Annotated in this window: 23 protein-coding genes; 13 read left to right on the forward strand and 10 right to left on the reverse strand. The window is 66.3% G+C overall.

Translation table 11 applies throughout. From position 1 onward, the window contains the following. Nucleotides 1-87 precede the first annotated feature (87 nt). The 13 genes from pstA (at nt 88) to EWH21_RS01990 (ending at nt 12,099) form a co-directional block, all read left to right on the forward strand. On the forward strand, nt 88-1,704 hold the full coding sequence (pstA, locus tag EWH21_RS01930) for a phosphate ABC transporter permease PstA (RefSeq protein WP_277700587.1): 1,617 nt from the start codon (nt 88-90) through the stop codon (nt 1,702-1,704). A 102-nt stretch (nt 1,705-1,806) separates the two neighbouring features. Continuing rightward, complete coding sequence (pstB, locus tag EWH21_RS01935) at nt 1,807-2,640, forward strand: phosphate ABC transporter ATP-binding protein PstB (protein ID WP_047589620.1); 834 nt, start codon at nt 1,807-1,809, stop codon at nt 2,638-2,640. A gap of 112 nt (nt 2,641-2,752) precedes the next feature. After that, on the forward strand, nt 2,753-3,481 hold the full coding sequence (gene phoU / locus EWH21_RS01940; RefSeq protein WP_037053894.1) for a phosphate signaling complex protein PhoU: 729 nt from the start codon (nt 2,753-2,755) through the stop codon (nt 3,479-3,481). Nucleotides 3,482-3,615: 134 nt separating this feature from the next. After that, nucleotides 3,616-4,524, forward strand: a complete 909-nt coding sequence (locus EWH21_RS01945; protein ID WP_037053891.1) for a response regulator — start codon at nt 3,616-3,618, stop codon at nt 4,522-4,524. Between the two features lie 131 nt (nt 4,525-4,655). Then, the gene (locus EWH21_RS01950; RefSeq protein ID WP_037053889.1) at nt 4,656-5,552 is read left to right on the forward strand and encodes a peptidoglycan DD-metalloendopeptidase family protein; all 897 of its coding nucleotides are present in this window, start codon (nt 4,656-4,658) and stop codon (nt 5,550-5,552) included. A gap of 412 nt (nt 5,553-5,964) precedes the next feature. Continuing rightward, on the forward strand, nt 5,965-7,260 hold the full coding sequence (gene fliD / locus EWH21_RS01955) for a flagellar filament capping protein FliD (RefSeq protein ID WP_179553101.1): 1,296 nt from the start codon (nt 5,965-5,967) through the stop codon (nt 7,258-7,260). After that, the gene (fliS, locus tag EWH21_RS01960) at nt 7,260-7,658 is read left to right on the forward strand and encodes a flagellar export chaperone FliS (protein WP_011920495.1); all 399 of its coding nucleotides are present in this window, start codon (nt 7,260-7,262) and stop codon (nt 7,656-7,658) included. The genes fliD and fliS overlap by 1 nt, the downstream gene beginning before the upstream one ends. Beyond that, nucleotides 7,642-7,959 (forward strand): hypothetical protein, encoded by a 318-nt coding sequence (locus EWH21_RS01965; protein WP_047586045.1) that lies wholly within the window; start codon nt 7,642-7,644, stop codon nt 7,957-7,959. Before fliS ends, EWH21_RS01965 begins: the two co-directional genes overlap by 17 nt. Nucleotides 7,960-7,962: 3 nt before the next feature. After that, nucleotides 7,963-9,039 carry a flagellar hook-length control protein FliK gene (locus EWH21_RS01970; protein WP_277699665.1) on the forward strand — a complete coding sequence of 359 codons (1,077 nt, stop codon included), beginning with the start codon at nt 7,963-7,965 and terminating at the stop codon, nt 9,037-9,039. Between the two features lie 26 nt (nt 9,040-9,065). Next, nucleotides 9,066-9,536: a flagellar basal body-associated FliL family protein gene (locus EWH21_RS01975; RefSeq protein WP_152487544.1), complete on the forward strand. Its 471-nt coding sequence runs from the start codon at nt 9,066-9,068 to the stop codon at nt 9,534-9,536. Between the two features lie 16 nt (nt 9,537-9,552). After that, the gene (locus EWH21_RS01980; RefSeq protein WP_277699666.1) at nt 9,553-10,287 is read left to right on the forward strand and encodes a FliA/WhiG family RNA polymerase sigma factor; all 735 of its coding nucleotides are present in this window, start codon (nt 9,553-9,555) and stop codon (nt 10,285-10,287) included. Nucleotide 10,288: 1 nt separating this feature from the next. After that, nucleotides 10,289-11,161: a flagellar motor stator protein MotA gene (gene motA / locus EWH21_RS01985; RefSeq protein ID WP_037053869.1), complete on the forward strand. Its 873-nt coding sequence runs from the start codon at nt 10,289-10,291 to the stop codon at nt 11,159-11,161. Continuing rightward, nucleotides 11,158-12,099: a flagellar motor protein MotB gene (locus EWH21_RS01990; RefSeq protein WP_277699667.1), complete on the forward strand. Its 942-nt coding sequence runs from the start codon at nt 11,158-11,160 to the stop codon at nt 12,097-12,099. The genes motA and EWH21_RS01990 overlap by 4 nt, the downstream gene beginning before the upstream one ends. Nucleotides 12,100-12,107: 8 nt before the next feature. On the opposite strand, the gene EWH21_RS01995 is transcribed toward EWH21_RS01990, so the two are convergent. The 10 genes from EWH21_RS01995 to glcD form a co-directional block, all read right to left on the reverse strand. After that, nucleotides 12,108-12,575 carry a hypothetical protein gene (locus EWH21_RS01995; RefSeq protein ID WP_037053864.1) on the reverse strand — a complete coding sequence of 156 codons (468 nt, stop codon included), beginning with the start codon at nt 12,573-12,575 and terminating at the stop codon, nt 12,108-12,110. Continuing rightward, nucleotides 12,572-13,408: a winged helix-turn-helix domain-containing protein gene (locus EWH21_RS02000; RefSeq protein ID WP_277699668.1), complete on the reverse strand. Its 837-nt coding sequence runs from the start codon at nt 13,406-13,408 to the stop codon at nt 12,572-12,574. The genes EWH21_RS01995 and EWH21_RS02000 overlap by 4 nt, the downstream gene beginning before the upstream one ends. A gap of 337 nt (nt 13,409-13,745) precedes the next feature. Then, nucleotides 13,746-14,627: a lateral flagellin LafA gene (lafA, locus tag EWH21_RS02005; RefSeq protein WP_037053859.1), complete on the reverse strand. Its 882-nt coding sequence runs from the start codon at nt 14,625-14,627 to the stop codon at nt 13,746-13,748. 259 nt (nt 14,628-14,886) lie between these two features. Continuing rightward, on the reverse strand, nt 14,887-15,054 hold the full coding sequence (locus EWH21_RS02010) for a rubredoxin (protein ID WP_003242223.1): 168 nt from the start codon (nt 15,052-15,054) through the stop codon (nt 14,887-14,889). 140 nt (nt 15,055-15,194) lie between these two features. Further along, on the reverse strand, nt 15,195-16,895 hold the full coding sequence (locus tag EWH21_RS02015) for an L-lactate permease (RefSeq protein ID WP_037053858.1): 1,701 nt from the start codon (nt 16,893-16,895) through the stop codon (nt 15,195-15,197). 268 nt (nt 16,896-17,163) lie between these two features. Then, nucleotides 17,164-19,341, reverse strand: coding sequence for a malate synthase G (locus tag EWH21_RS02020; protein ID WP_277699669.1), 2,178 nt, complete (start codon nt 19,339-19,341; stop codon nt 17,164-17,166). A 130-nt stretch (nt 19,342-19,471) separates the two neighbouring features. Continuing rightward, the gene (locus tag EWH21_RS02025) at nt 19,472-19,870 is read right to left on the reverse strand and encodes a heme-binding protein (RefSeq protein WP_037057107.1); all 399 of its coding nucleotides are present in this window, start codon (nt 19,868-19,870) and stop codon (nt 19,472-19,474) included. Nucleotides 19,871-19,967: 97 nt separating this feature from the next. Beyond that, nucleotides 19,968-21,185, reverse strand: coding sequence for a glycolate oxidase subunit GlcF (gene glcF, locus EWH21_RS02030; RefSeq protein WP_152487548.1), 1,218 nt, complete (start codon nt 21,183-21,185; stop codon nt 19,968-19,970). 3 nt (nt 21,186-21,188) lie between these two features. Beyond that, complete coding sequence (gene glcE, locus EWH21_RS02035) at nt 21,189-22,244, reverse strand: glycolate oxidase subunit GlcE (protein WP_277699670.1); 1,056 nt, start codon at nt 22,242-22,244, stop codon at nt 21,189-21,191. Then, complete coding sequence (glcD, locus tag EWH21_RS02040) at nt 22,244-23,743, reverse strand: glycolate oxidase subunit GlcD (protein WP_277699671.1); 1,500 nt, start codon at nt 23,741-23,743, stop codon at nt 22,244-22,246. The genes glcE and glcD overlap by 1 nt, the downstream gene beginning before the upstream one ends. Nucleotides 23,744-23,947 lie beyond the last annotated feature (204 nt).

A 23,947-nucleotide genomic window follows, 5' to 3' on the forward strand; every position in this document is an offset into this window, starting at 1 on the left:
GGTAAAGAATGATTTCATTCAAGGTGTGATGCCGTGAAACAGAACAACCTGAAATCCTGGTACAAGAGCGGCGCCCCCGGCGTGTGGATGAGCGGCGGCGCGGTCGCCATCGCCATCATCATGACCCTCGGCCTGCTGGCGGTGATCGCCACGCGCGGCCTGGGGCACTTCTGGCCGGCGGATATCATCGAGGCCGACTATCAGGTGCCTGGCCAGGAATCCCGGGTCATGCTCGGTGAAGTGGTGCAGGCCGAGGAAGTCCCGCGTGCCCGTCTCGCTGCGGCCGGCCTGCCGGTCGCCGAAGAGGGCGGCGAATTCATGACCCGCGAGCTACTCAAGGTGGGTAACCGCGAGCTGTTCGGCGCGGACTTCACCTGGGTCGTCGGCGAATGGCTGAGCAACCTGCGCAAGCCGGCGGACATCACCGTGCTGGAGCGCCGCGAGTGGGGCAACTTTTACGGCAACCTGGTCAACGTCAAGGAAAGTGGTCAGCTGGTCGCCGAGGGCGATGCCGCCTGGTCCGAGCTGCAGCAGCGTCTGGAGCGGGTCGACGAGCTGCACGCCCAGCTGGTGCGCCTGGAGAAGAGCGACATCGGCCGCATCAACCATGGCCTGGAGCGCATTCGCCTGGAAGGGCGCAAGCTGCAGCTGCAGGACAAGCTGGACGCTGCCGCCCAGGCCGACATGGACGCTCGCCGCGATGCCCTGAATGCCGAGTACAAGGTGCTCGAAGAGCGCATGGTGGCGCTGACCCAGCAGATCAACCGCGACAGCGTGACCCTGACCGCCAGCGACGGCCGCCAGACCGAGATCGCCCTGGGCAAGATCGTCCGCGCCTTCCGCCCGAATGCCATGAGCAGCGTCGACAAGCTCGGCTTCTACGCCATGAAGGTGTGGGAGTTCATCAGCGACGAGCCGCGTGAGGCCAACACCGAGGGCGGCATCTTCCCGGCCATCTTCGGCACCGTGCTGATGGTCATGCTGATGGCGGTGATCGTCACCCCGTTCGGTGTGATCGCGGCGGTCTACCTGCGTGAGTATGCCCACCAGGGCCCGCTGACCCGGGTGATCCGCATCGCCGTGAACAACCTGGCCGGCGTGCCCTCGATCGTCTACGGCGTGTTCGGCCTGGGCTTCTTCGTCTACGTGCTGGGTGGTTCCATCGACCAGCTGTTCTTCCCCGAGGCGGCGCCGGCGCCGACCTTCGGTACGCCGGGCCTGATGTGGGCCTCGCTGACCCTGGCGATTCTCACCCTGCCGGTGGTCATCGTCGCCACCGAGGAAGGCCTGGCGCGTATTCCGCGTGCGGTGCGCGAAGGGTCGCTGGCGCTCGGTGCGACCAAGGCCGAGACCCTGTGGAAGGTAGTGATTCCGATGGCCAGCCCGGCGATGATGACCGGCCTGATTCTCGCCGTGGCCCGTGCCGCCGGCGAAGTAGCACCGCTGATGCTGGTGGGCGTGGTCAAGCTGGCACCGAGCCTGCCGCTCAACGCCAACTACCCTTATCTGCACCTGGATCAGAAGATCATGCACCTGGGCTTCCACATCTACGACGTCGGCTTCCAGAGCCCCAACGTAGAAGCGGCCCGCCCGCTGGTCTATGCAACCGCGTTGCTGCTGGTGATCGTCATCGCCCTGCTCAACCTGACCGCGGTCTATATCCGTAACCACCTGCGCGAGAAGTACAAGGCGCTGGATCATTAAATTCGAGCCGCAAGCCCCGAGCCGCAAGCTTCAACGAGAAGCGCGGCGACCGGCTTGCAGCTTGTAGCGTGCAGCTTGCAGCTGCGAACGGAGTGAGCCCATATGCAACACGAAGCCCATACCCACGGTATCGACCTGGCCGCCCTCGGCCGCGACAAGCAGAGCCTGAGCCTGGCCGACGAGACCACGGCCATCGAAGTGCCGGGCCTGAACCTGTTCTACGGTCAGAAGCAGGCGCTGTTCGACGTCAAGATGGACATCCCCAAGCAGCGCGTGACTGCCTTCATCGGCCCGAGCGGCTGTGGCAAGTCGACCCTGCTGCGCACCTTCAACCGCATGAACGACCTGGTCGATGGTTGCCGCGTCGATGGCGAGATCAACATCGACGGCCGCAACATCTACCGCAAGGGCGAGGATGTCGCCGAGCTGCGTCGCCGCGTCGGCATGGTGTTCCAGAAGCCCAACCCCTTCCCCAAGAGCATCTACGAGAACGTGGTGTATGGCCTGCGCATCCAGGGCATCAACAGCAAGCGCGTGCTCGACGAAGCGGTGGAATGGGCGCTGAAGAGCGCGGCACTGTGGGACGAGGTCAAGGATCGTCTGCACGATTCGGCACTGGGCCTGTCCGGCGGTCAGCAGCAGCGTCTGGTGATCGCCCGCACCGTGGCGGTACAGCCGGAAGTGCTGCTGCTCGACGAGCCCTGCTCGGCACTCGACCCGATCTCCACGCTGAAGGTCGAAGAGCTGATCTACGAACTCAAGAGCAAGTACACCATCGTCATCGTCACCCACAACATGCAGCAGGCGGCGCGTGTCTCCGACTACACCGCATTCATGTACATGGGCAAGCTGATCGAGTTCGGTGATACCGACACGCTGTTCACCAACCCGGCCAAGAAGCAGACCGAAGACTACATCACCGGTCGTTACGGTTGAGGACAGCGGCACGCTACAAGCCGCAAGCTGCCAGTCAGCTTGCGGTAACCAGACACTTCACCGATCGGCTTGCAGCTTGAAGCTTGCCGCTTGAAGCTTTCGCGGAGCGAACTTGATGAACAAAGACAACATTACCCAGCACATCTCCCAGCAGTTCAACGCCGAGCTGGAAGAAGTGCGCAGCCACCTGCTGGCCATGGGCGGCCTGGTGGAGAAGCAGGTCAACGATGCCGTCACCGCCCTGATCGAGGCCGACTCCGGCCTGGCTCAGCAGGTGCGCGAGATCGATGACCAGATCAACCAGATGGAGCGCAACATCGACGAGGAATGCGTGCGCATCCTCGCCCGTCGTCAGCCGGCGGCCTCCGACCTGCGCCTGATCATCAGCATCTCCAAGTCGGTGATCGACCTCGAGCGCATCGGCGACGAGTCGACCAAGATCGCCAAGCGTGCCATCCAGCTGTGCGAGGAAGGCGAGGCGCCGCGTGGTTACGTCGAGGTTCGCCACATCGGCGATCAGGTGCGCAGGATGGTCCAGGAGGCGCTGGATGCCTTCGCCCGTTTCGACGCCGACCTGGCCCTGTCCGTGGCGCAGTACGACAAGACCGTCGACCGCGAGTACAAGACGGCGCTGCGCGAGCTGGTCACCTACATGATGGAAGACCCGCGTTCGATCACCCGCGTGCTCAGCGTGATCTGGGCGCTGCGCTCGCTGGAACGCATCGGCGATCATGCACGCAACATCGCCGAACTGGTGATCTACCTCGTGCGTGGTACCGATGTGCGGCATATCGGCCTGACCCGCATGCGCGAGGAAGTCGAAGGCAAATCCGCGGACTGATGCCTGCGTCGAGCCAGCGGCCCGGGACTTCCCGGGCCGTTGCGTTTGCGCGATTTGTCGTTTACCCGACGTTTCCGTTGGCCTTAGGCCACTGGCCATGACTATGCTTATTGCCATTCGTACAGGAGAGGCCGATGAGCAAAGTCAGTGTGCTGGTGGTGGACGACGCGACCTTTATCCGTGATCTGGTCAAGAAAGGGCTGCGTGATCACTTCCCCGGCGTACAGATCGAGGAAGCGGTCAACGGTCGCAAGGCCCAGCAGCTGTTGGGCCGGCAGGCGGTCGACCTGATCCTCTGCGATTGGGAAATGCCAGAGATGTCCGGCCTGGAGCTGCTGACCTGGTGCCGTGAGCAGGACGACCTGAAAACCACGCCGTTCATCATGGTCACCAGCCGTGGCGACAAGGAAAACGTGGTGCAGGCCATCCAGGCCGGTGTTTCCGACTACATCGGCAAGCCTTTCTCCAACGAGCAACTGGTCACCAAGGTGAAGAAGGCCCTGAGCCGCGCCGGCAAGCTGCAGGCGCTCACCGCCAGCGCTGCGCCCAAGATGCTGAGCGGCGGTGGCTTCGCCAACGATTCGCTGGCCGCACTCACCGGTGGCAAGGCCGAGGTGGTCAAGCCCAGTGCGCCGACACCGGCCGCGCCAGCCCCGGCAGCGGCTTTCGCCAAACCGGCCCCCGCGGCCGCGAGCAAGGCGCCGGCCGGGCGCGGCCAGGGCCAGTTGCGTCTGCCGTCCGGCAGCATGGCTTGCGTGATCAAGGCGCTGAGCCTGAAGGAGGCGCTGCTGGTGGTGCGGCGTGCCGATGTCCTGCCGCAGGTACTGGAGAGCGCGGTGCTCGATCTGGAGCAGGGCGAGGCAGCGGAAACCGCCCGCCTCAACGGCTACCTGCATGCCGTGGCGGCGTTCGAGCCCAAGCCCGACAGCGAATGGCTGCAACTGACCTTCCGTTTCGTCGACCGCGACCCGCAGAAGCTCGACTACCTGTCGCGGCTGATCGCACGCGGTACCGCGCAGAAGCATTTCTCTCCGGGCGCCTGATCCGCACGGCGCCGGAGCGACCGGCGGCGGTGAGCCGGTTCACAGCCTGACGGTTGCTTCCTCGCGCATGCCCTCCCGCGCTGCTAGTCTTTTCAATCCGGATAGCAAAAAGCCATAAGATCCGAATCGTTATGCTAGGGCGTTTGATCATCTTCTGCAGTCTGCTGGTTCTCTGTGGCCAGGCCGCTGCTCTGACCGTTTACAAGTACGTCGACGCGAACGGCGTGGTGACCTACAGCGATCAGGCGGCGCCTGGTGCCCAGGTGTTCGTGTTCAACGACCGCATGGTCGAGCGCCTGGACAATCAGGTGAAGCTGGAGACCAAGAAGCACGAAGCCGGCGAGACGCTGCTGATTCGCAACGATCTGTATGCGCCGGTGGAGATCGAGCTCAGGCTGGAGCAGGTGAAGAACGCCATCGGCGCACCGAGCAAGCCGATTCGCTGGGTGCTGCCGCCGCGCAGCAAGATCCGTCTCGCCACCCTGACGCCGCAGGATGCCGGCAAGCCGCTGCGCTACAAGCCGAAGCTGCGCTACGCCCTCGGCGACCCGCGTCTGCAACCGAGCATCCATCGTTATCCACTGCCCTGGCGGGGTGGTCCGTTCCGTCAGACCCAGGGCGCCAACGGCACCTACAGCCACTTCACGGCCAAGGGGCGCTACGCGGTGGATATCGCCATGCCCGAGGGCACGCCCATCGTCGCGGCCCGTGGTGGGGTGGTGGTGAAGACCGAAAACCAGCAGAGCGGGCGCGGCAACAACCCGGCCGGCAACTTCGTGCGCATCCTGCATGACGACGGCACCATGGGGGTCTACCTGCACCTGATGCGTGGCTCGGTCAGCGTGCGCGAGGGGCAGCGGGTGGAGACCGGCAGCCTGCTGGCGCGCTCCGGCAATACCGGCAACAGCACCGGCCCGCACCTGCACTTCGTGGTCCAGCGCAACGTTGGCCTGGCCGTCGAATCCATTCCGTTCAACTTCCGCCAGCCGGTCAACAGCCTGCCCAATTTCGCCGTTGGCGGCGAGTAAGCGGCAGGTTCAGGCGGGCGGTCGCGGCTGAAGCCCCTCCCACGCATCAACGCAGTCCTCTCTCGCTCCTCAGTCCCGGTTTCGTCGGCGCATTCATCCGCGATTGTCCCGCTCGCGGCTGGAGTGCCTCCCTCTGCGCTGTCCTGCGCGTCCCTGCGTCTGGCTGGCTTGCCCGGTCGCAGTGCACTGCATTCACCGCGTTTTCCTTAAGCCGGGCCGCTGCCGCGTCGCCTGTGTAGGGGGCATGTCCGCCTTTTGCGCAGGCGAGCGGAAGCCGGCCTTCCGCCTGTCGCTCGCTGCCTCGCGAGCGGAAAGGATCTTTCACCTGGCGGTTGGCTCAAGTCCTTGAATATCAACGACTTGGCTGGTTGGCACCGCTATTGCTATCTCTCAGGAAAACGGGTGTCCGACTATGGCTATCGATTCAGATTACGTACAGAGCATGGCGACCCAACTGGCCCAATACGAGATTCAGGGGCAGTTGGCCAAGGCCAACCGCAACCAGGAAGCCTACAAGGCGCAGCTCAATGCCCTGAGCTCCCTGGACACTGCGCTGAAGAGCTTCAAGAGCGCTGCCAGCGGCCTGAAGCTCGCCGGCAGCAGCATGCTGGTCAACAGCGCCAGCTACAGCCAGGAGGGTTATGCCACTGCCACGGTCGGCAGCAAGGCGGTCGCGGGCAGCTATGACTTCTTCGTCCAGCAGCTGGCCAGCAAGAGCCAGCTCGCCCTGCAAGGCCTGCAGGACGGCGACCTGGGCAGCGGCAGCCTGAGCATCGGCCAGGGCAGCGACACGTTCAGCGTCGACCTGGGCGCGGTGACGACGCTCGATGAACTGGCCGCTGCGATCAACGGCGCGGCTGACAACAGCGGGGTCAAGGCCACGCTGGTGCGCAGCAATGGCCAGGTCAACCTGGTGCTGACCAGCGAGACGACCGGTGCCGACCAGGCCATCAGCCTGACCGCCAGCGGCAACACGGCATTCGAGAATGCCGTGGCCGCGCGCCAGGAACTGTCCGTGGCCAAGGACGCCATCGTCCGCCTCGGCGGCGAGACCGGCATCGAGCTGACCAGTAGCAGCAACACCTTCGCCAACATCATCGACGGCGTCAGCCTGACGTTCAGCAAGGCTCACCAGACGGGCGACACCCCGCTGACCATCGAGATCGCCCAGGACCAGAGCGCCACCAAGGAGAAGGCGCAGACGTTCGTCAGTGCCTTCAATGCCCTGATGAGCAGCTTCGATTCGCTGACTGCCAGCGGCGGCGAGAGCGGCAGCCGTGGGCCCCTGGCCGGTGACGCCAGCGTGCGCGCCATCGAAGGCATGCTCAACCAGCTGGTGCGCACGTCCTTCGGCGGGGTGAGCCTGACCGAGTTCGGCATCGTCGCCGATCGCGGCGGCAAGCTGACCATCGACAGTGCGCGTTTCGAGAAGGCCGTGGCGGCCAACCCGGAAGGCTTCGAGAAGCTGTTCACCGACAAGGGCAACTTGCTCGACACCCTGGACAAGAACCTGGCGGTCTACACCAGCAGCGCCGGTGGCCTGCTGACCAATCGCAAGGACACCCTCAACACCCAGCTGCGTCGTGTCGATCAGCAGTTCGACAACATCCAGAAGCAGTACGACTCCTACTACGCCCGCTATCTCCGTCAGTACACCGGTCTGATGCAGACCATGGCGGCGATGGAACAGACCTACGGAATGTTCTGATGAGTGCCTACAACCTCAACGAAAGTTACGACAGCTACCGCACCGTGGACCTCGAGGCCCGCGCTGCCGCGGCCTCACCCTACGAGCTGGTGCTGGTGCTGTTCGACGGCCTGCTCGACGAGCTGGCCCGTGCCCGTGGCCATATCGAGGCCAAGCGTTACCAGCAGAAGGGCCAGTCCCTGGAGAAGTGCCTGAACATCCTCGGCGGCCTCAACAGCGCGCTCGATTACGAGAACGGCGGCGAGCTGGTGCAGGGCCTGGCGCGGCTCTACGACTACTGCATCTACCGGCTCTCCGACGTCAGCGTCAGCCTGTCGCTGGAAGGGCTGGACGAGGTGGTGGGGCTGCTCGGCGTGTTGCGTGAAGGCTGGGAAGGCGTGAATGCAGCGCGCAAGTGAACTGCGCGCCCTGCAGCAGCTGCATGGCCAGTTGGCCGAGGCGCTGGAGCAGGGCGATTGGGCGCGCATCGGCGAGGTCGATGCGCTGATCCGCGCCTGCCTGCAACTGCTGGCCGGGTTGCCGTCGCTCAGTGACGAGACGCGTGCGGCCAAGCAGCGTCTGCAACAGCTGCACGGCCAGGCGCGAGTCGCCTGCGCCGAGGAATGCGAGCGCGTGCGGCGCCTGCTGCTGACGCATCTGGAATACGCCGAAGGGCGTAGTGCCTACCTGCGCGTCGATCTGTATCAAGAGGGGAGATAGAAGGTGCTGCAACTGATCAACGCGAATGCGCGAGTCGACCTCGGCGGCGCCGCAGCGGAGCCTTCGCTGAATGGCTTTGCCCAGGCGCAGAGTGCGTCCGGCGAACAGCCCGCCTTCGATCTGCAGATGGAGCTGCATGCCTTCACCGCCAGCGAAAGCGTGGCGCCGCCAGCCAGCGTGCCGGCGCCGATCGCGCTCGGCCTCGGCGAGGCCGATGCCGAGCAGTGGCTGGCCAGCGTGCTCGGGCAGCAGGCGGTCCGGGTGGAGGCGCGCGAGACGGCGGAGACTGCGCAGCACGCCCCGGAGCGCCCGGACGAACAGGAGCAGGCCCCGCAGCTGGCCGCCTTGCCGGTCGATCCCGCGCGGGTGCCGCGTGAACCCCTGCCGAGCGAGCCCGAGCGCGCTGCGGCCCCGGTCGCGGCCAGGCCGGTGCCTGCCGCCGTGCCTGCCCAGGCCATGACTGCGCCCATGCCGCCAATGGCGCTGGACGCTGCGCTGCAGAATGCCGCGTCACTCGCCGCCAACGACAGCCTCGAGGCCAGCCTTGCCGAGCGTCTGCCCGGCACCGGCAGCGCCGACGACAAGGCGACCGCGACGGCCACTGCGCCAGCTTCCCTGCCCGCGAACCTGGCACCGACCACGGAGCGCCACCTCAAGCTGCATGCACCGCAGGCGCAGTGGGGCGAGCAGATGCTCGGCAGCCTGCGCGAGCAGGTCGATCTGCAGATCAACCAGCGCATCCAGAACGCCACCATTCGCCTCGACCCACCGGAGCTGGGCAGCCTGGAAATCTTCCTCAGTCACGAATCCGGCCGGCTCAGCGTGCAGCTTTCCGCGGCCAACGCCGATGTCGCCCGCCTGCTGCAGCAGACCAGCGAGCGCCTGCGCCAGGAACTGGTCGGGCAGCACTTCGTGCAGGTCGACGTGCAGGTCTCCGCCGATGCCCAGGGCGGACGTCAGCAAGGCCAGCCGCGCCAGGCCTGGCTGGCCGAGGAGCCGGTGCAGGCGGCGAGCAGCACCACGGCCGACAGCGGCCCGCGCAACCCGGACTCGACCAGCGACGTGCTGGTCACCGTTTAACCCTTCGCACCTGGATCGAGAACCCCATGACAATGCCGCGCATCATCCTACTGCTGCTCATCTTCAACACGCTGGTGGTGGTCGGCGGGACCGTCTTCAACTACGCCACGCTGCGCTCGCTACAGTCCGGGCAGCCGCTGCCTGGGCTTTCCAGCGCGGGTGCCGGCGAGGAGCAGCAGACCAGCGAGTATCGCTTCTTCCCCATCGAGAAAGTAATCGTCAGCCTGCAGGGCGAGAACCGCGAGCACTACTTCGTGCTCGACCTGGTGCTGCAGGCCGACCTCGAGACCGACCCGAAGAAGCTCGAGCAGATCGACCCCATGGTGCGCAACTCGGTGGTCGCCCACCTGTCGGCGATGACCTTCGAGAGCCTGCGTGCCATGCCCATCCCCGAATTGCAGGGCAAGCTGGAAAGCGCGCTGTTCGATGACTTCGCCAGCAAGAAGCTGGCGATGCCGTTCGCCAACGTGCTGGTCAGCAAGCTGATCGTCCAGTAGAGAGCAGGGCCTGCCCATGAACGCCAACTGCGCCATCGACTACCGCTACGCCGCCGACCAGGGCGGTGCCGCGCTGTTCGCCCCCGGGGCCGAGCAGAAATGGCTGATGCAGTACCTGCCGCTGGTCAAGCGCATCGTCAGCCAGCTGGCGTTGCAGGCCAATCAGGTACTCGATCGCGAGGACATGGAGCAGATCGGCCTGATGGGGCTGCTCGAATGCCTGCGCCGCTACGGCACGCCGGACGAGCAGTTCGGCCGCTTCGCCGCGCTGCGCGTGCGTGGTGCGATCCTCGACGAGCTGCGCCGCCAGGACTGGCGGCCGCGCCAGGTACGCCAGCAGACCCACAAGATCCGCGATGCCATTCGCCAACTGGCGCGCCAGCTGGGTCGTGTGCCGCAGGAGGAGGAGATCCTCCGGGCCATCGGGATCAGCGCCAAGGACTACCTGGAATTCCTCCAGGCCGACGCCTGCGAGGCCATCGAGAGCCTCGACGAGCTGCTGCAGAACGGCCACGAAGGGTTCACCTGTGGCAGCAGCGCGGTCGAGGACAGGGTGCTCAAGGAGCGCCTGCTGACCCAGGCGCTGAGCCAGCTCAGCGAGCGCGAGCGGCTGGTGCTGACCCTTTACTACCAACATGAGCTGAGCCTCAAGGAAATCGCCCTGGTGCTGGAGCTGAGCGACGCGCGCGTCTGCCAGCTGAGCAAGCAGGCGATCGCCAAGGCCAGCCGCTACCTGAACGAGAGAGGCTAGGGTGCAGAAGTTACTAGGTGCATTGATCATCGTCGGCTGCGTGCTGGGCGGGTACGTCATGGCCCACGGCGAGCTGGCCATGCTCTGGCAGCCGGCCGAGGTGGTGATCATCGTCGGCGCCGGTCTCGGCGCACTGGTGGTGGGCAACCCCAAGGAAGTGCTGGTGGAGATGTGCCACCAGATCAAGGGCGTGTTCGTCTACAAGCGGCGCGGCGAGGAGTTCCAGCGGCAACTGCTGATGCTGCTGTACGAGCTGCTGGAGATGGTCGAGGTCGGTGGTCTCAAGGTGCTCGACGCACACATCGAGGAGCCCGAGCAGAGCGAGCTGTTCGCCAAGTACCCGCTGATCCGTCAGGAGAAGAACCTGATGGCCTTCATCGCCGACAACTTCCGCCTGATGGCCATGGGCAAGATCAGCGCACACGAGCTGGAAGGCTTCCTCGAACAGGAGCTGGAGGCCATGGAGCACATCCTGCTGCAGCCGTCGCGTTCGCTGCACAAGATCGGCGAGGCGATGCCGGGCTTCGGCATCCTCGCGGCGATCATGGGGATCATCATCACCATGGGCAACATCGGCGGTTCGGTGGCCGAGATCGGCGCCCACGTCGCTGCCGCGCTGGTCGGGACCTTCCTCGGCATCTTCATGTGCTACTGCGTGATGGAGCCGCTGTCCAACGCCATGAGCCAGCGCATCAAGACCGAGCTGTCGGCACTCGAGTGCGTGCGCACCACGCTGGTCGCCCACGTCGCCGGCAAGCCCACGCTGCTGGCCGTGGACGCCGGGCGCAAGCTGATCGAGCAGGACGTCAAGCCGGCCTTCAAGCAGCTGGAGACCTGGGTCAACCGCTACGAGGATGAAAGGGACGCGGCATGAAGAAGCGTGGCGGCGAAGAACACGAGATCATCATCAAACGGCGTGGCAAGAAAGGCGGCCACGACGAGCACGGTGGTGCCTGGAAGGTCGCCTTCGCCGACTTCACGATGGCCATGATGGCGCTGTTCATGGTGCTGTGGATCATCCAGCCGCAGACCCAGGACCAGAGCCGGGCCAATGCGGACATGCTGAACAACCCGCTGGTCGATGGCGGCGCCGGCATCTTCGACGGCACCAGTACCACGCCGCTGGACCTCGACGGTATCCCGGTGCAGGTCAGCCCGCGCCAGGACCACCTCAACCAGGCGCGTACGCCCCAGGAGGACCCGGGAGCCGAGCAGGGTGATGGCCAGCCTGGCGCGGCGCGCAGGCCGCACTACGCCGAGCCGCTGCAGATGCAGGAGCTGGCGCAACTGATGGAGGCGCTGGCGCTGCAACTGGATGCCGAGGCCAACATCGAGGTGCAGGTGGTGCCCCAGGGCCTGCGCATTCTGATCAAGGACGATGCGCAGCGCTTCATGTTCGCCCGTGGCAGCGCGCGCCTGGACCCGCATTTCGAGACCCTGCTCAAGCGCCTGGCCGGCATCCTGGCCAAGGTCGACAACCACCTGATCGTCAGCGGCCACACCGATGCCACGCCCTACCGGGGCATCGTCGGCGGCTACAACAACTGGAACCTGTCGGGTGATCGCGCCCTGCGCGCGCGCAACGTGCTGGTCGAGGCCGGCCTGCCGACCCGCGCGGTGCTGCAGGTGACGGCGCAGGCCGATGGCATGCCGCTGCTGCCCGATGACCCGGAGAACGGTGCCAACCGGCGCATCGAGCTGCTGTTGCTGACCAGCCAGGCCGAGGGCCTGTACCGCGAGCTGTTCGGCGACACGCAGGTGCGCGTGGAATACCGCGCCGAGGGCGCGCGGCTGAGCACGCCGGAGTCGTGAGTGCGGCGCTACAGGTGGCGCGCCGGGCAGTAGAACTGGCGGGTTTCCAGGGCGTAGAGGCAGCCGTCTAGGCGGGTCAGGCGGATGGTCGAGCCCTTGTGCCGACCGTAGAGCAGGTTGAACACCAGCTCGTCGTCGACCTCGCTGGCCAGGCCGGTGACCTGGCCATCCTCGACGCGCAGGCGGTAGTTGCCGAGGAAGCCGTAGTCGACCGTCCCCGAGGTCTCCAGGATGCTGTCGCCCTGGCGGGTCATGGCGTAGAAACGCCCGTTGTTGACCTGCAGGCTGTGGCTGATGTCGAGCACCTTGCCGTTGCTCAGCTGGACCTGGCCGCTGGACTGGTAGCGGCCGTCGAGCTCCGCGCTGGAGCTGAAGCTGAGCCACAGCGCGAGCATGCCCAGGAGCATCGCCAGGGCCGTGGCGAACATGCTCAGCAGCCACACGCCGCTGATGCCGAGTTGCCTGCAGCGGCTCATGGCAGGCATCTGCTCAGTTGGGCATCGGCCACCTGACCCAGCTGGCTTTCATGCAGCATCAGCGAGCGTGCGCCGCCCCCCGGTTGCAGGCAGAGCAGCTCGTAGAAGCCACCACTCAGGCGCAGCACCAGCTCGGACGGCGCGCTGGCCAGTGCCGTGAGGCGGCTGGTCAGGCCATGGGTGTGCAGGATGAGTTGCTGCAGGCGCTGCGGGTTCTGGTCGATGTAACGCACGTTGAGGGGCCCCTGGGTCATCTCGCTGCTGTACAGGTCGTCTGGCTGGCTGATCCGGTACAGCGTCAGGAACAGCGCGATGCCGATGATGCTGAACAGGCTGAGCAGGATCAGCCAGGAAGCGCGTTGACGACTGTGGCGCCGCAGGAAGGCGGGTGGCGCCGCTGGCACGTCGGGCGCCTCGCCGGACGGGTCGGCGGCATCGCTGGCTGACGGCACGACCAGGTGATTGGGGTTGAGCAGGTAGCCGCGGCGCGGCAGGGTCTGGATGATCTCGCGGCTTTTCTCGTCGCCCAGCACCTGGCGCAGGGTATAGATCTGCTGGTTCAGGCTGCCCTGGCCCACTACCCGGTCGGCCCAGGCGTGGTTCATCAGCTCCTCGCGCGAGACGACCTCGCCCGGCTTCTGCAGCAGGCGCTCGAGCAGGCGGCTACCGGAGTAGCCGAGGTCGATCTTCTCTTCGATACCGCTCTTGGCCAGCGTCAGCTGATACAGCGCCGGATAGAAGTGCGCGTAGCAGTCACTGCGCCCGGTCCTGATGACCTGGCAGGCGATGGTGCTTCCCGGCTCGGTGGGCGGCGTGTCGGGGCTGGAGTTCATGCGGTCCTTAGAGCGAGCGACATTTCCGGCTGGAAACGTCCGGGCGACGGATGGTCAGCATTCTGGCGTCAGGGAAATGCAGTGGCAAGTCTTGTGCCAGTCACGAGCTGACCGAGCGGCCTCGCACAGGCCGTGCTCAGTTCTATGCTAGCTGCTTCGTGGACGAAGTCGATGCAGTCGGCAGGTGTCGTGACGGTCATTTCAGCATCCCGTCGTTTGATGACGGTTGCACGCTGGCGATGCGCGTTGCCGGGGCTCAGGCCGTAACGAGAAACGCCCCGTGAGTACGGGGCGTTGGAGGGGGTGGCGCCATCCGTTGCGCCTGGATGACGCGGGATCAGCCCAGCAGGGACATGACCATGCCCGGCATCTGGCCGGCTTGCTTGAGCATGGAGATGCCCGACTGCAGGAGCATGGAGTTCTTGCTCATGCTGGCGCTTTCCTTGGCGAAGTCGGCATCCATGATGCGACCCTTGGCCATGTCGGTGTTGTCCTTCATGTTGCCGAGGTTGTTGGCGGTGTGGTTCAGGCGGTTGATGTTGGCGCCGAACTGGGCACGCAGTGCACCGATCTCGTCCAGAGCGGTCTCGGCCAGGGTGATCGCGCCGTTGGCGCCGGCCTGGGTCTCGAGCTTCTGGTCGGCGGCCGGAGCAGCGGCGAACTGGGTGTTCAGCGCGCCCAGGGCGGCGGTCAGGGTGCCGACGTCGGCGCTGACGTCCAGGGCCAGGGTTTCGGTGGCGCTGGCGCCGATCTGGAAGCTCATGCCGCCAGCGGTGCCGAACTTGCCGCCGGTACCGGCGATGTCGAACAGGGCCTCACCCGCGTACTTGGTGTTGGTCATGATGTTGGCCAGCTCTTTGCCCAGTTCGTTGAACTCGGCCGAGAGGGCCAGACGGTCGTCTGCGCTGTTGGTGTCGTTCGCCGCCTGGGTGGAGAGGTCTTTCATGCGCTGCACGATGTCGGTCATTTCGCTGAAGGCGCCTTCGGCGGTCTGCAGCAGCGAAACGGCGTCGCTGGTGTTGCGGATGGCCACGTCCATACCACGCGATTGAGCGTTCAGACGGGTAGCGATCTGCAGGCCGGCGGCGTCGTCGGCAGCGGAGTTGATGCGGAAACCGGTGCCCAGACGCTGCTGGTTGGTGCCCAGGGCGTTGTTGGTCTTGGACAGGTTGGTCTGAGTGATCAGCGAGGAGTAGTTGGTATGAATCGACAGAGCCATGATGAGATTCCTTCAGTTGAGTGAAGCTGGCTGTGATTGCCTGCTGTAAGTGAAGGGCGACCGGCTTTTGACGCTGCTTAAATGGCGTTGACGATTTTTCTGCGGGACGGCCGGCGAAGGCTCTGGCGCGGGCTCCACGCCAGGGGGCTGCTGGGCCGCGAGGTGGCTGTGTCGCGTTTGCGGGGCCTGCTGGCGGCGCCTGGCAGGGTGAAATGAAAACGGCGACCCGAGGGTCGCCGTTCGTTGAAATGACACGTGATCAGCCGATCTCGATCATCTCGAAGTCCATCTTGCCGACGCCGCAGTCAGGGCACAGCCAGTCTTCCGGCACGTCTTCCCAGCGGGTGCCGGGCGCGATGCCGTCGTCCGGCCAGCCCTGGCTCTCGTCGTAAATCAGTCCACAGACCACGCATTGCCACTTCTTCATATCGACCTCGGGTGAATCTCACGGTTTTGCGCGAGGCACGCTACCGCAATTGAACGGACGCGCCAAGCGGACAGGCGGTAATCGCCGCCTGCCAGAGGCCAACCAAAGTCGGGTCGTGCCCGGCACGACCCGCGCATGGACTAGCGGCTTGCCAGCAGCGGATCGCTGATACCCATGACGTACATGGTGACCAGCGCGATGCAGCCCGCAGCAGCGAGGTAGTAGAGCGTCGGCAGGATGGTCTTGCGCAGGGTGATGCCTTCGCGTCCCAGCAGGCCGACCGTCGCCGAGGCCGCCACCACGTTGTGGATGGCGATCATGTTGCCCGCCGCAGCGCCCACCGATTGCAGCGCCACCATCATCGCCCCGGACACGCCCAGCAGCTCGGCAGCGTTGAACTGGAACTGCGACAGCATCAGGTTGGAGACGGTGTTGGAGCCGGCGATGAACGCGCCCAGGGCACCCACGGCCGGGGCGAAGAACGGATAGACGCCGCCCACGCTGTCGGCCACCAGACGCGCCATGGCCACCGGCATGGAGACCAGGTCGGCGCCATTGACCCCGGAGTTGATCAGGATACGCACCATGGGGATGGTGAAGATCAGCACGAAGCCGGCACCGAGCAGGGTCTTGCTCGACTCGCCCACGGCCGCCTTCAGCTCGGAGAAGCGCATGCGGTGCAGGAAGAAGGTGACCAGCACCACCATGCACAGGATGCCCCCCGGCAGGTACAGCGGCTCGATGGTGCCGGACACGCCGGTCTCACCGAGGATGTCCTTCCAGCCGAAGCTCAGGCTCATTAGCGCGGCCTTGAGTTCGGGGAAGATCCGCGACAGCACTAGGAACACCGCGAGCAGCAGGTACGGCGCCCAGGCCATGGGCACGGAGATCGGCGCCTTGCCGGCCACCTCGTCGAGTTTCATCTCGATCTTGCCCATCCACTCGGCCGGCCAGTCCTTGGCGTCGGCGAAGTCCCAGGTCTCCTTCGGCAGGAGGAAGCCGGCACGGGCTGCCGGTACCACGATGGACAGGCCAACCAGGGCGCCGATCATCGAGGGGAATTCCGGGCCGAGGAACACGCCGGCCGCCATGTACGGCAGGGAGAAGCACAGCGCGGTGAAGACGGCGAACGGCGCGATGGCCAGGCCTTCCTTCCAACTGCGGTTCTTGCCGAAGAAGCGGGTCATGATCATGACCATGATCAGCGGCATCAGCAGGCCGATCACGCCGTGGGTGATGGCCACCCGCGAATAGATCAGGTGGAAGAAGGTCTCCCAGGTGCTGCCGGTGGCCGCCAGCTGTTCGGTGATGCCGGTCCTGTCCAGGCCGGCGCCGACGCCCACCAGGATCGGCGTGCCCACCGCGCCGAAGGACACCGGCGTGGATTGCACCATCATGCCCAGCACCACGGCTGCCAGCGCCGGGAAGCCGAGGGCGACCAGCAGCGGTGCAGCGACGGCGGCCGGGGTGCCGAAGCCGGAGGCCCCTTCGATGAAGCAGCCGAACAGCCAGGCGACGATCAGCGCCTGTACGCGCCGGTCAGGGCTGATGTTGGAGAAGCCACGGCGAATCGCCGCGATACCGCCGGAGTGCTTGAGCGTGTTCAGCAGCAGGATCGCGCCGAAGATGATCCACAGGATCGAGGCGGTGAGGATCAGCCCCTGCAGGCTGGAGGCGATGACCCGGTTGAGGGACATGTCCCAGGCCAGCAGGCCGATCAGGGCGGTCAGGACGAACACCAGCGGCATCGCGTACTTGGCTGGCCAGCGGAAGCCGATCAGCAGCACACCCGCCAGCACCAGCGGCACGAAGGCCAGGATGGACAGCAGCGTTTGACTCATGTGTTGGTTCCTTCTTTTTCTTGTGAACCACGGTTTTCCGGAGATATCCGGCGCCACGCATCTGGAGTGGCCGGGCGCCACGGCACCGACCATTCCGCGAGCAGCGACGCCGGGGATCACCCACCGTCGCGCTCATGCTCGAAAGCCCCGACGGTCGGAAACCGTCAGGGCCTGTTGCAGCGCCGTGGCGTTCATCCACGGCGCTCATTCATTTTTCAGGAGGGGCTGGGCGGCATCCTGCTGCAGCCGCGTATGGCCCCTCCCACGCTCAGACCTCCTCTTTGAAGCGCAGGCGCCAGGCGTGCAGCAGCGGTTCGGTGTAGCCGCTCGGCTGCTCGCGGCCCTTGAACACCAGGTCGCAGGCGGCGCGGAAGGCATGGGACTGCTCGAAACCGGGGGCCATCGGGCGATAGGCGGCGTCGCCGGCGTTCTGCCCGTCGACCACCTGCGCCATGCGTTGCAGCGTCTCGCGCACCTGTGCTTCGCTGACCACGCCGTGATGCAGCCAGTTGGCGATGTGCTGGGCGGAGATCCGCAGCGTAGCGCGGTCTTCCATCAGCCCGACGTTGTGGATATCCGGCACCTTGGAGCAGCCGACGCCTTGCTCGACCCAGCGCACCACGTAGCCGAGGATGCCCTGGCAGTTGTTGTCCAGTTCCTGCTGGATGTCGCTGGCGCTCCACGGGCGCTCGGCGCTGACCGGCACGCTGAGCAGGTCGCCCAGCAGGCTGTCGCGCTGGCTGGCCAGGTCGATCAGCTCCAGCTCGGTCTGCACGGCTTGCACGTCCACCTGGTGGTAGTGCAGCGCGTGCAGCACGGCGGCGGTCGGCGAGGGCACCCAGGCGGTATTGGCACCGGCCTTGGGATGGCCGATCTTCTGTTCGAGCATGGCCGCCATCAGGTCCGGCATGGCCCACATGCCCTTGCCGATCTGCGCCTTGCCGCGCAGGCCGCAGGCCAGGCCGACCAGCACGTTGTTGCGCTCATAGGCATGGATCCAGGCACTGGACTTCATGTCGCCCTTGCGCAGCATGGCGCCGGCTTCCATGGCCGTGTGCATCTCGTCGCCGGTGCGGTCGAGGAAGCCGGTGTTGATGAAGGCCACGCGGCTGCTGGCGGCCTCGATGCAGGCCTTGAGGTTGACGCTGGTGCGGCGCTCCTCGTCCATGATGCCCATCTTCAGGGTGGCCGCGGGCATGCCCAGCAGTTGCTCGACACGGCCGAACAGCTCGTTGGCGAAGGCCACTTCCAGCGGGCCGTGCATCTTCGGCTTGACGATGTAGACGCTGCCGGTGCGCGAGTTGCCGCGGCGCTTGAGGTCATGCAGGGCGATCAGGCTGGTCACCACGGCATCGAGGATGCCTTCCGGAATCTCCTGGCCGTCGCCGTCGAGAATCGCCGGGTTGCTCATCAGGTGCCCGACGTTGCGCACGAACAGCAGCGAGCGGCCGTGCAGGGTCAGTTCACCGCCGGCGGCGGCGCTGTAGGTGCGGTCCGGGTTGAGACGGCGGGTGATGCGCTTGCCGCCCTTCTCCAGTTCCTCGGCCAGGTCACCCTTCATCAGGCCCAGCCAGTTGCGGTAGACCACCACCTTGTCGGCGGCGTCGACGGCGGCGACCGAGTCTTCGCAGTCCATGATGGTCGACAGTGCCGCTTCCATCAGCACGTCCTTGACGCCAGCGGCGTCGGTGCGGCCGATGGCGCTGCTGGCGTCGATCTGGATCTCGAAGTGCAGGCCGTTGTTCTTCAGCAGCACGGCGCTCGGCGTGGCGGCCTCGCCCTGGTGGCCGAGGAATTTCTCCGGCTGCGCCAGGGAAGTCTGCTCGCCGCTGCCCAGGGTCACCTGCAACTGGCCGGCGACCACGGCATAGGCACTGGCGTCGGCGTGCGAGCCCTTGGCCAGCGGCGCGGCCTGGTCGAGGAAGGCACGGGCGAAGGCGATCACCTTGGCGCCGCGTACCTCGTTGTAACCCGGCCCCTTGCTGGCGCCGCCGTCCTCGCTGATCGCGTCGGTGCCGTACAGGGCATCGTACAGCGAACCCCAGCGGGCATTGGCGGCGTTCAGCGCGTAGCGGGCGTTCATCACCGGCACCACCAGCTGCGGGCCGGCCTGGCTGGTGATCTCGCTGTCGACGTTGGCGGTGCTGGCCTTGACGGTCTGCGGCTGCGGCAGCAGGTAACCGATGGACTCGAGGAAGGCGCGGTAGGCGGCCATGTCGCGAACCGGGCCGGGGTTGGCGCGATGCCAGGTGTCCAGCTCGGTCTGCAGGCGGTCACGCTCGGCCAGCAGCGCACGGTTGCGCGGCGCCAGGTCGTGTACCAGGGCGTCGAAGCCGCTCCAGAAGGCTGCAGCTTCGATACCGCTGCCGGGCAGCACTTCGTTTTCGATGAACTGCTTGAGCTCGGCGGCTACCTGCAGGCGCTGACATTGCACGCGTTCGGTCATTTTCCTGTTCTCCTGTCTGTCTGCATTCCTCTTTCATCGAAAGAGGAGAGAGGGGCACACCCTCTTCCGGCACTGCGTGCCACCTTCCCCCCGGGGGAGAAGGTCATCCGTTGGCGGCTACGCCGCATGTTCAAAGGGCTGCGATGCCCGCCTTGGCCACCTGCGCGTCCTGTTCGGCCTTGACCCCGGACACGCCCACGGCGCCGACCACCTGGCCCTCGACCACGACCGGCACGCCACCCTCCAGCGAGGTGATCAGCGGGGCGCTGATGAAGGCGGTGCGGCCGCCGTTGACCATGTCCTCGTAACCCTTGGTCTCGCGACGGCCGATGGCAGCGCTGCGGGCCTTCTCGGTGGCGATGTAGGCGCCGATCGGCGCGCAGCCGTCGAGGCGCTCCATGGCGAGCGGGTGGCCGCCGTCATCGACCACGGCGATGGCGACTGCCCAGCCCTGTTGCTGCGCTTCGCTACGGGCGGCGGCGATGATCTGGCTGACTTCGGTCTGGCTGAGTACGGCTTTGTGTTGCATGACGGACCTCGTATTCGTGGTTTCGTAGCCCGGATGCAATCCGGGTTCAGGGTGTTGGTTCTCCCGGATTTCATCCGGGCTGCGTTTGCTGTGATGGTCAGCCCATCGCCTCTTCGACGATCTCGATCCAGTGCCGCACCGGCGTGCGCCCGGCGCCGTCCAGGTGGGTCTGGCAACCGATGTTGGCGGTGACGATGGCGTCCGGCTTGCCGCTCTCCAGGGCATTGAGCTTGTTGTCGCGCAGCTGGCGCGACAGCTCCGGCTGGGTCAGCGAATAGGTACCGGCCGAACCGCAGCACAGGTGCCCGTCGGGCACCGCGGTGAGGCCGAAGCCCAGGCGGCCGAGCACCGCCTCCACCGCGCCGCCGAGCTTCTGCGCATGCTGCAGGGTGCAGGGGCAATGGAAGGCCAGGCGCTGTTCGGCGCGGACCTGCAACTGCTCCAGGGCTTCGCCCTGCAGCACCTCGACCAGGTCCTTGGCCAGGGCGCTGACCCGCGCCGCCTTGTCCGCGTAGGCCGGGTCGCCGGCGAGCAGGTGGCCGTAGTCCTTGACGAAGGCGCCGCAGCCGCTGGCGGTCTGCACGATGGCTTCGGCGCCGGCTTCGATCGTCGGCCACCAGGCATCGATGTTCTGCCGGGCGCGGTTCAGGCCCGCTTCCTGGGCATTGAGGTGGTAGTCGACGGCGCCGCAGCAGCCGGCCTCGCGGATCGGCGTGACGCTGATGCCGAGACGGTCCAGCACGCGCGCGGTGGCGGCATTGGTATTGGGCGACAGCCCCGGCTGCACGCAGCCTTCGAGCATCAGCACGCGGCGCGTGTGGCGCTCGCTCGGGCGCGGCTTGGCCGGGCGCACTTCACGCGGCAGCTTGGCCTTGAGCGCCGCCGGCAGCAGCGGGCGCAGGGCCAGGCCGGTCTGGGTCAGGGCCTTGAACAGCGCCGGGCGGGGCACCACGGTGCGCAGGCCCTGACGCAGCAGCTGTTGGTTGAGCGGGCGCGGCACCTGCTGCTCGGCGACTTCGCGACCGATGTCGAGCAGGTTGTGGTACTGCACGCCGGATGGGCAGGTGGTTTCGCAGTTGCGGCAGGTCAGGCAGCGGTCCAGGTGCTCCTGGGTCTTGGCGGTGACTTCGCCGCCTTCGAGCATCTGCTTGATCAGGTAGATACGTCCGCGCGGGCCGTCCAGCTCGTCGCCGAGCAACTGGTAGGTCGGGCAGGTGGCATTGCAGAAGCCGCAGTGCACGCAGGAACGCAGGATGCGCTCGGCCTCTTCGGCGCGCGGCAGACGCTTGGCTTGTTCACTCAGGTTTGTCTGCACGTCTTATACCTCGGCGTACATGCGGCCAGGGTTGAAGATGCCCTGGGGGTCGAGCTGGTTCTTGAGCTGGCGCTGGTAGCGCAACAGCGGGGCCGCCAGCGGCTGGAAGGGCTGCTCCTGACCGGCGACGAAGCAGGTGGCATGGCCGCCGGCCTGGGCCAGCGTGCGCTGGATCAGCTCGCCGCTGGCATCGGACTTGAGCCAGCGCTGCGCGCCGCCCCAGTCGATCAGCTGCTGGCCGGGCAGGTCGAGCAGGCCGCTATTGGTCGGCAGCGACAGGCGCCACAGGGCACCCGTGCCGGCGAAGAACGGCAGGCGCTGTTCGCGCAGGTCCAGCCAGTAGGCACTGTCGATCTCGTCGCCACCCAGGCGCTGGCGTGCGGCCTGGACCGAACCCTCACCGCCTTCCAGGCGCAGGTGCAGGGCCTGGCCGTCGTGGCTGGCGGCACTGATCGGCAGCGGCTGCTGGCCCCACTCGGCGAGCTTGTTCAGCGCGTGCCGGGCGTCCACCTCGAGGCGCAGGCTGAGCACCTGGCGCGGCTTGGGCAGTACCTTGAGCGACACTTCGGCGAGCAGGCCGAGGCAGCCGAAGCTGCCGGCCAGCAGGCGCGACAGGTCGTAGCCGGCGACGTTCTTCATCACCTCGCCACCGAAGCGCAGCAGCTTGCCCTGACCGGTGATCACGCGGGTGCCCAGCACCTGGTCGCGCACCGAGCCGGCCCAGGGCCGGCGCGGGCCGGACAGGCCGCTGGCGACCATGCCGCCGAGGGTGGCGCCGTTGCCCAGGTGCGGCGGTTCGCACGGCAGCATCTGCTGGTTGGCGTCCAGCGCCGCCTCGATCTCGCTCAAGGGGGTGCCGGCACGGGCGGTCAGCACCAGCTCGGTCGGGTCGTAGCTGACGATGCCCCGGTGGGTGCGGCTGTCGAGCACCTCGCCGGTGGTGGCCCGGCCCAGATGGGCCTTGCTGCCGCTGCCCTGGATGCGCAGCGGCGTGGCACTGTTGAGTGCGTGGTTGACCTGTTCCAGCAACGCGGCGCTGGCATCGAAATCATGCGACATCAGAAGCGCTCCAGTTCCGGGAAGGGCAGTTGGCCGTGGTGCACGTGCATGGAGCCGAACTCGGCACAGCGGTGCAGGGTGGGGATGTTCTTGCCCGGATTGAGCAGGCCTGCCGGGTCGAACGCGGCCTTCACGGCGTGGAACAGGGTGATCTCGTCGCTGTTGAACTGCGCGCACATCTGGTTGATCTTCTCGCGCCCGACGCCGTGTTCGCCGGTGATGTTGCCGCCGACCTTGACGCACAGTTCGAGGATCTTGCCGCCGATGGCCTCGGCCCGTTCCAGCTCGCCGGGCACGTTGGCATCGAAGAGGATCAGCGGGTGCATGTTGCCGTCGCCGGCATGGAACACGTTGGCCACGCGCAGGCCGTACTCCTCGGAGAGCTCGGCGATGCCGCGCAGGACCCCGGGCAGTTCGCGGCGCGGGATGGTGCCGTCCATGCAGTAGTAGTCCGGCGAGATGCGCCCGACCGCCGGGAAGGCGTTCTTGCGTCCGGCCCAGAACTTCACGCGCTCGGCTTCGTCGCGGGCCAGGCGCACTTCGGTGGCGCCGGCCTTCTGCAGCACCTCGCCGACGCGCTCGCAGTCGTCGGCCACGTCGGCCTCGACGCCGTCGAGCTCGCACAGCAGGATGGCTTCGGCGTCTACCGGGTAGCCGGCGTGGATGAAATCTTCCGCAGCGCGGATGGCCAGGTTGTCCATCATCTCCAGGCCGCCGGGGATGATGCCGGCGGCGATGATGTCGCCCACGGCACGGCCGGCCTTTTCCACCGAGTCGAAGGCCGCCAGCAGCACCTTGGCCACCTGCGGTTTCGGCAGCAGCTTGACGGTCACCTCGGTGACGATGCCGAGCATGCCCTCGGAGCCGGTGAACAGTGCCAGCAGGTCGAAACCGGGCGCGTCCAGGGCATCGCTGCCGAGGGTCATGAACTCGCCTTCGACGGTGAGGATTTCCACCTTGAGCAGGTTGTGCACGGTCAGGCCGTACTTCAGGCAGTGCACGCCACCGGCGTTCTCGGCGACGTTGCCACCGATGGAGCAGGCGATCTGCGAGGAGGGGTCCGGGGCGTAGTAGAGGTCGAACGGCGCCGCCGCCTGCGAGATCGCCAGGTTGCGTACACCCGGTTGCACACGGGCGAAGCGCCCTTCGCGGTTGATCTCGAGAATCTGGTTGAAGCGCGCCATCACCAGCAGGATGCCCTGCTCCAGTGGCAGGGCGCCGCCGGACAGGCCGGTGCCGGCACCACGGGCGACCACCGGGACGTTGCGGGCGTAGCACAGCTGCAGCAACTGCTGCACCTGCTCGATGCGCTCGGGCAACACCACCAGCATGGGGGTGGTGCGATAGGCGGAAAGGCCATCGCACTCGTAAGGCTTGAGGTCCTCGCGGGTATGGAGGATGTCGAGGTCGGGCAGACGCTGCTGCAATTCCGCCAGCAGGGCGGCCTTGTCGACCTTGGGCAGCGCGCCGTCGACGCGCTCGTCGTACAGAATGCTCATGGCAGGCTCAATCGTGAACGTTGTTTTTATGGGCGGTCATGCTGCGACCATGGGCCGCATATTCAGCTTGCGTTCGCTCGCCAGTCCACCGTCTTCCTTGCTGGTCGGACCAGTTTCTTTCTCCAGGCTTTCACACCAACATGGCTAAAGCGCTTATTCTCTAGCGCCATGCTGGCCGATCCGGGGTGGATCGGACTGCGCTGT

This window comes from Pseudomonas sp. REST10 (assembly GCF_029542605.1).
Taxonomy (GTDB): Bacteria; Pseudomonadota; Gammaproteobacteria; order Pseudomonadales; family Pseudomonadaceae; genus Aquipseudomonas; species Aquipseudomonas khazarica.

Coding starts and splice junctions, on each gene's coding strand:
- EWH21_RS02015 (WP_037053858.1), bottom strand. CDS start 16,895: ATGAGTCAAACGCTGCTGTCCATCCTGGCCTTCGTGCCGCTGGTGCTG.
- EWH21_RS02025 (WP_037057107.1), bottom strand. CDS start 19,870: ATGCAACACAAAGCCGTACTCAGCCAGACCGAAGTCAGCCAGATCATC.
- EWH21_RS02000 (WP_277699668.1), bottom strand. CDS start 13,408: ATGAACTCCAGCCCCGACACGCCGCCCACCGAGCCGGGAAGCACCATC.
- EWH21_RS01995 (WP_037053864.1), bottom strand. CDS start 12,575: ATGAGCCGCTGCAGGCAACTCGGCATCAGCGGCGTGTGGCTGCTGAGC.
- EWH21_RS01950 (WP_037053889.1), top strand. CDS start 4,656: ATGCTAGGGCGTTTGATCATCTTCTGCAGTCTGCTGGTTCTCTGTGGC.
- EWH21_RS01980 (WP_277699666.1), top strand. CDS start 9,553: ATGAACGCCAACTGCGCCATCGACTACCGCTACGCCGCCGACCAGGGC.
- EWH21_RS01990 (WP_277699667.1), top strand. CDS start 11,158: ATGAAGAAGCGTGGCGGCGAAGAACACGAGATCATCATCAAACGGCGT.
- EWH21_RS01965 (WP_047586045.1), top strand. CDS start 7,642: ATGCAGCGCGCAAGTGAACTGCGCGCCCTGCAGCAGCTGCATGGCCAG.
- fliS (WP_011920495.1), top strand. CDS start 7,260: ATGAGTGCCTACAACCTCAACGAAAGTTACGACAGCTACCGCACCGTG.
- glcD (WP_277699671.1), bottom strand. CDS start 23,743: ATGAGCATTCTGTACGACGAGCGCGTCGACGGCGCGCTGCCCAAGGTC.
- pstA (WP_277700587.1), top strand. CDS start 88: ATGAGCGGCGGCGCGGTCGCCATCGCCATCATCATGACCCTCGGCCTG.
- EWH21_RS02020 (WP_277699669.1), bottom strand. CDS start 19,341: ATGACCGAACGCGTGCAATGTCAGCGCCTGCAGGTAGCCGCCGAGCTC.
- EWH21_RS01975 (WP_152487544.1), top strand. CDS start 9,066: ATGACAATGCCGCGCATCATCCTACTGCTGCTCATCTTCAACACGCTG.
- EWH21_RS02010 (WP_003242223.1), bottom strand. CDS start 15,054: ATGAAGAAGTGGCAATGCGTGGTCTGTGGACTGATTTACGACGAGAGC.
- lafA (WP_037053859.1), bottom strand. CDS start 14,627: ATGGCTCTGTCGATTCATACCAACTACTCCTCGCTGATCACTCAGACC.
- fliD (WP_179553101.1), top strand. CDS start 5,965: ATGGCTATCGATTCAGATTACGTACAGAGCATGGCGACCCAACTGGCC.
- pstB (WP_047589620.1), top strand. CDS start 1,807: ATGCAACACGAAGCCCATACCCACGGTATCGACCTGGCCGCCCTCGGC.
- glcE (WP_277699670.1), bottom strand. CDS start 22,244: ATGTCGCATGATTTCGATGCCAGCGCCGCGTTGCTGGAACAGGTCAAC.
- EWH21_RS01945 (WP_037053891.1), top strand. CDS start 3,616: ATGAGCAAAGTCAGTGTGCTGGTGGTGGACGACGCGACCTTTATCCGT.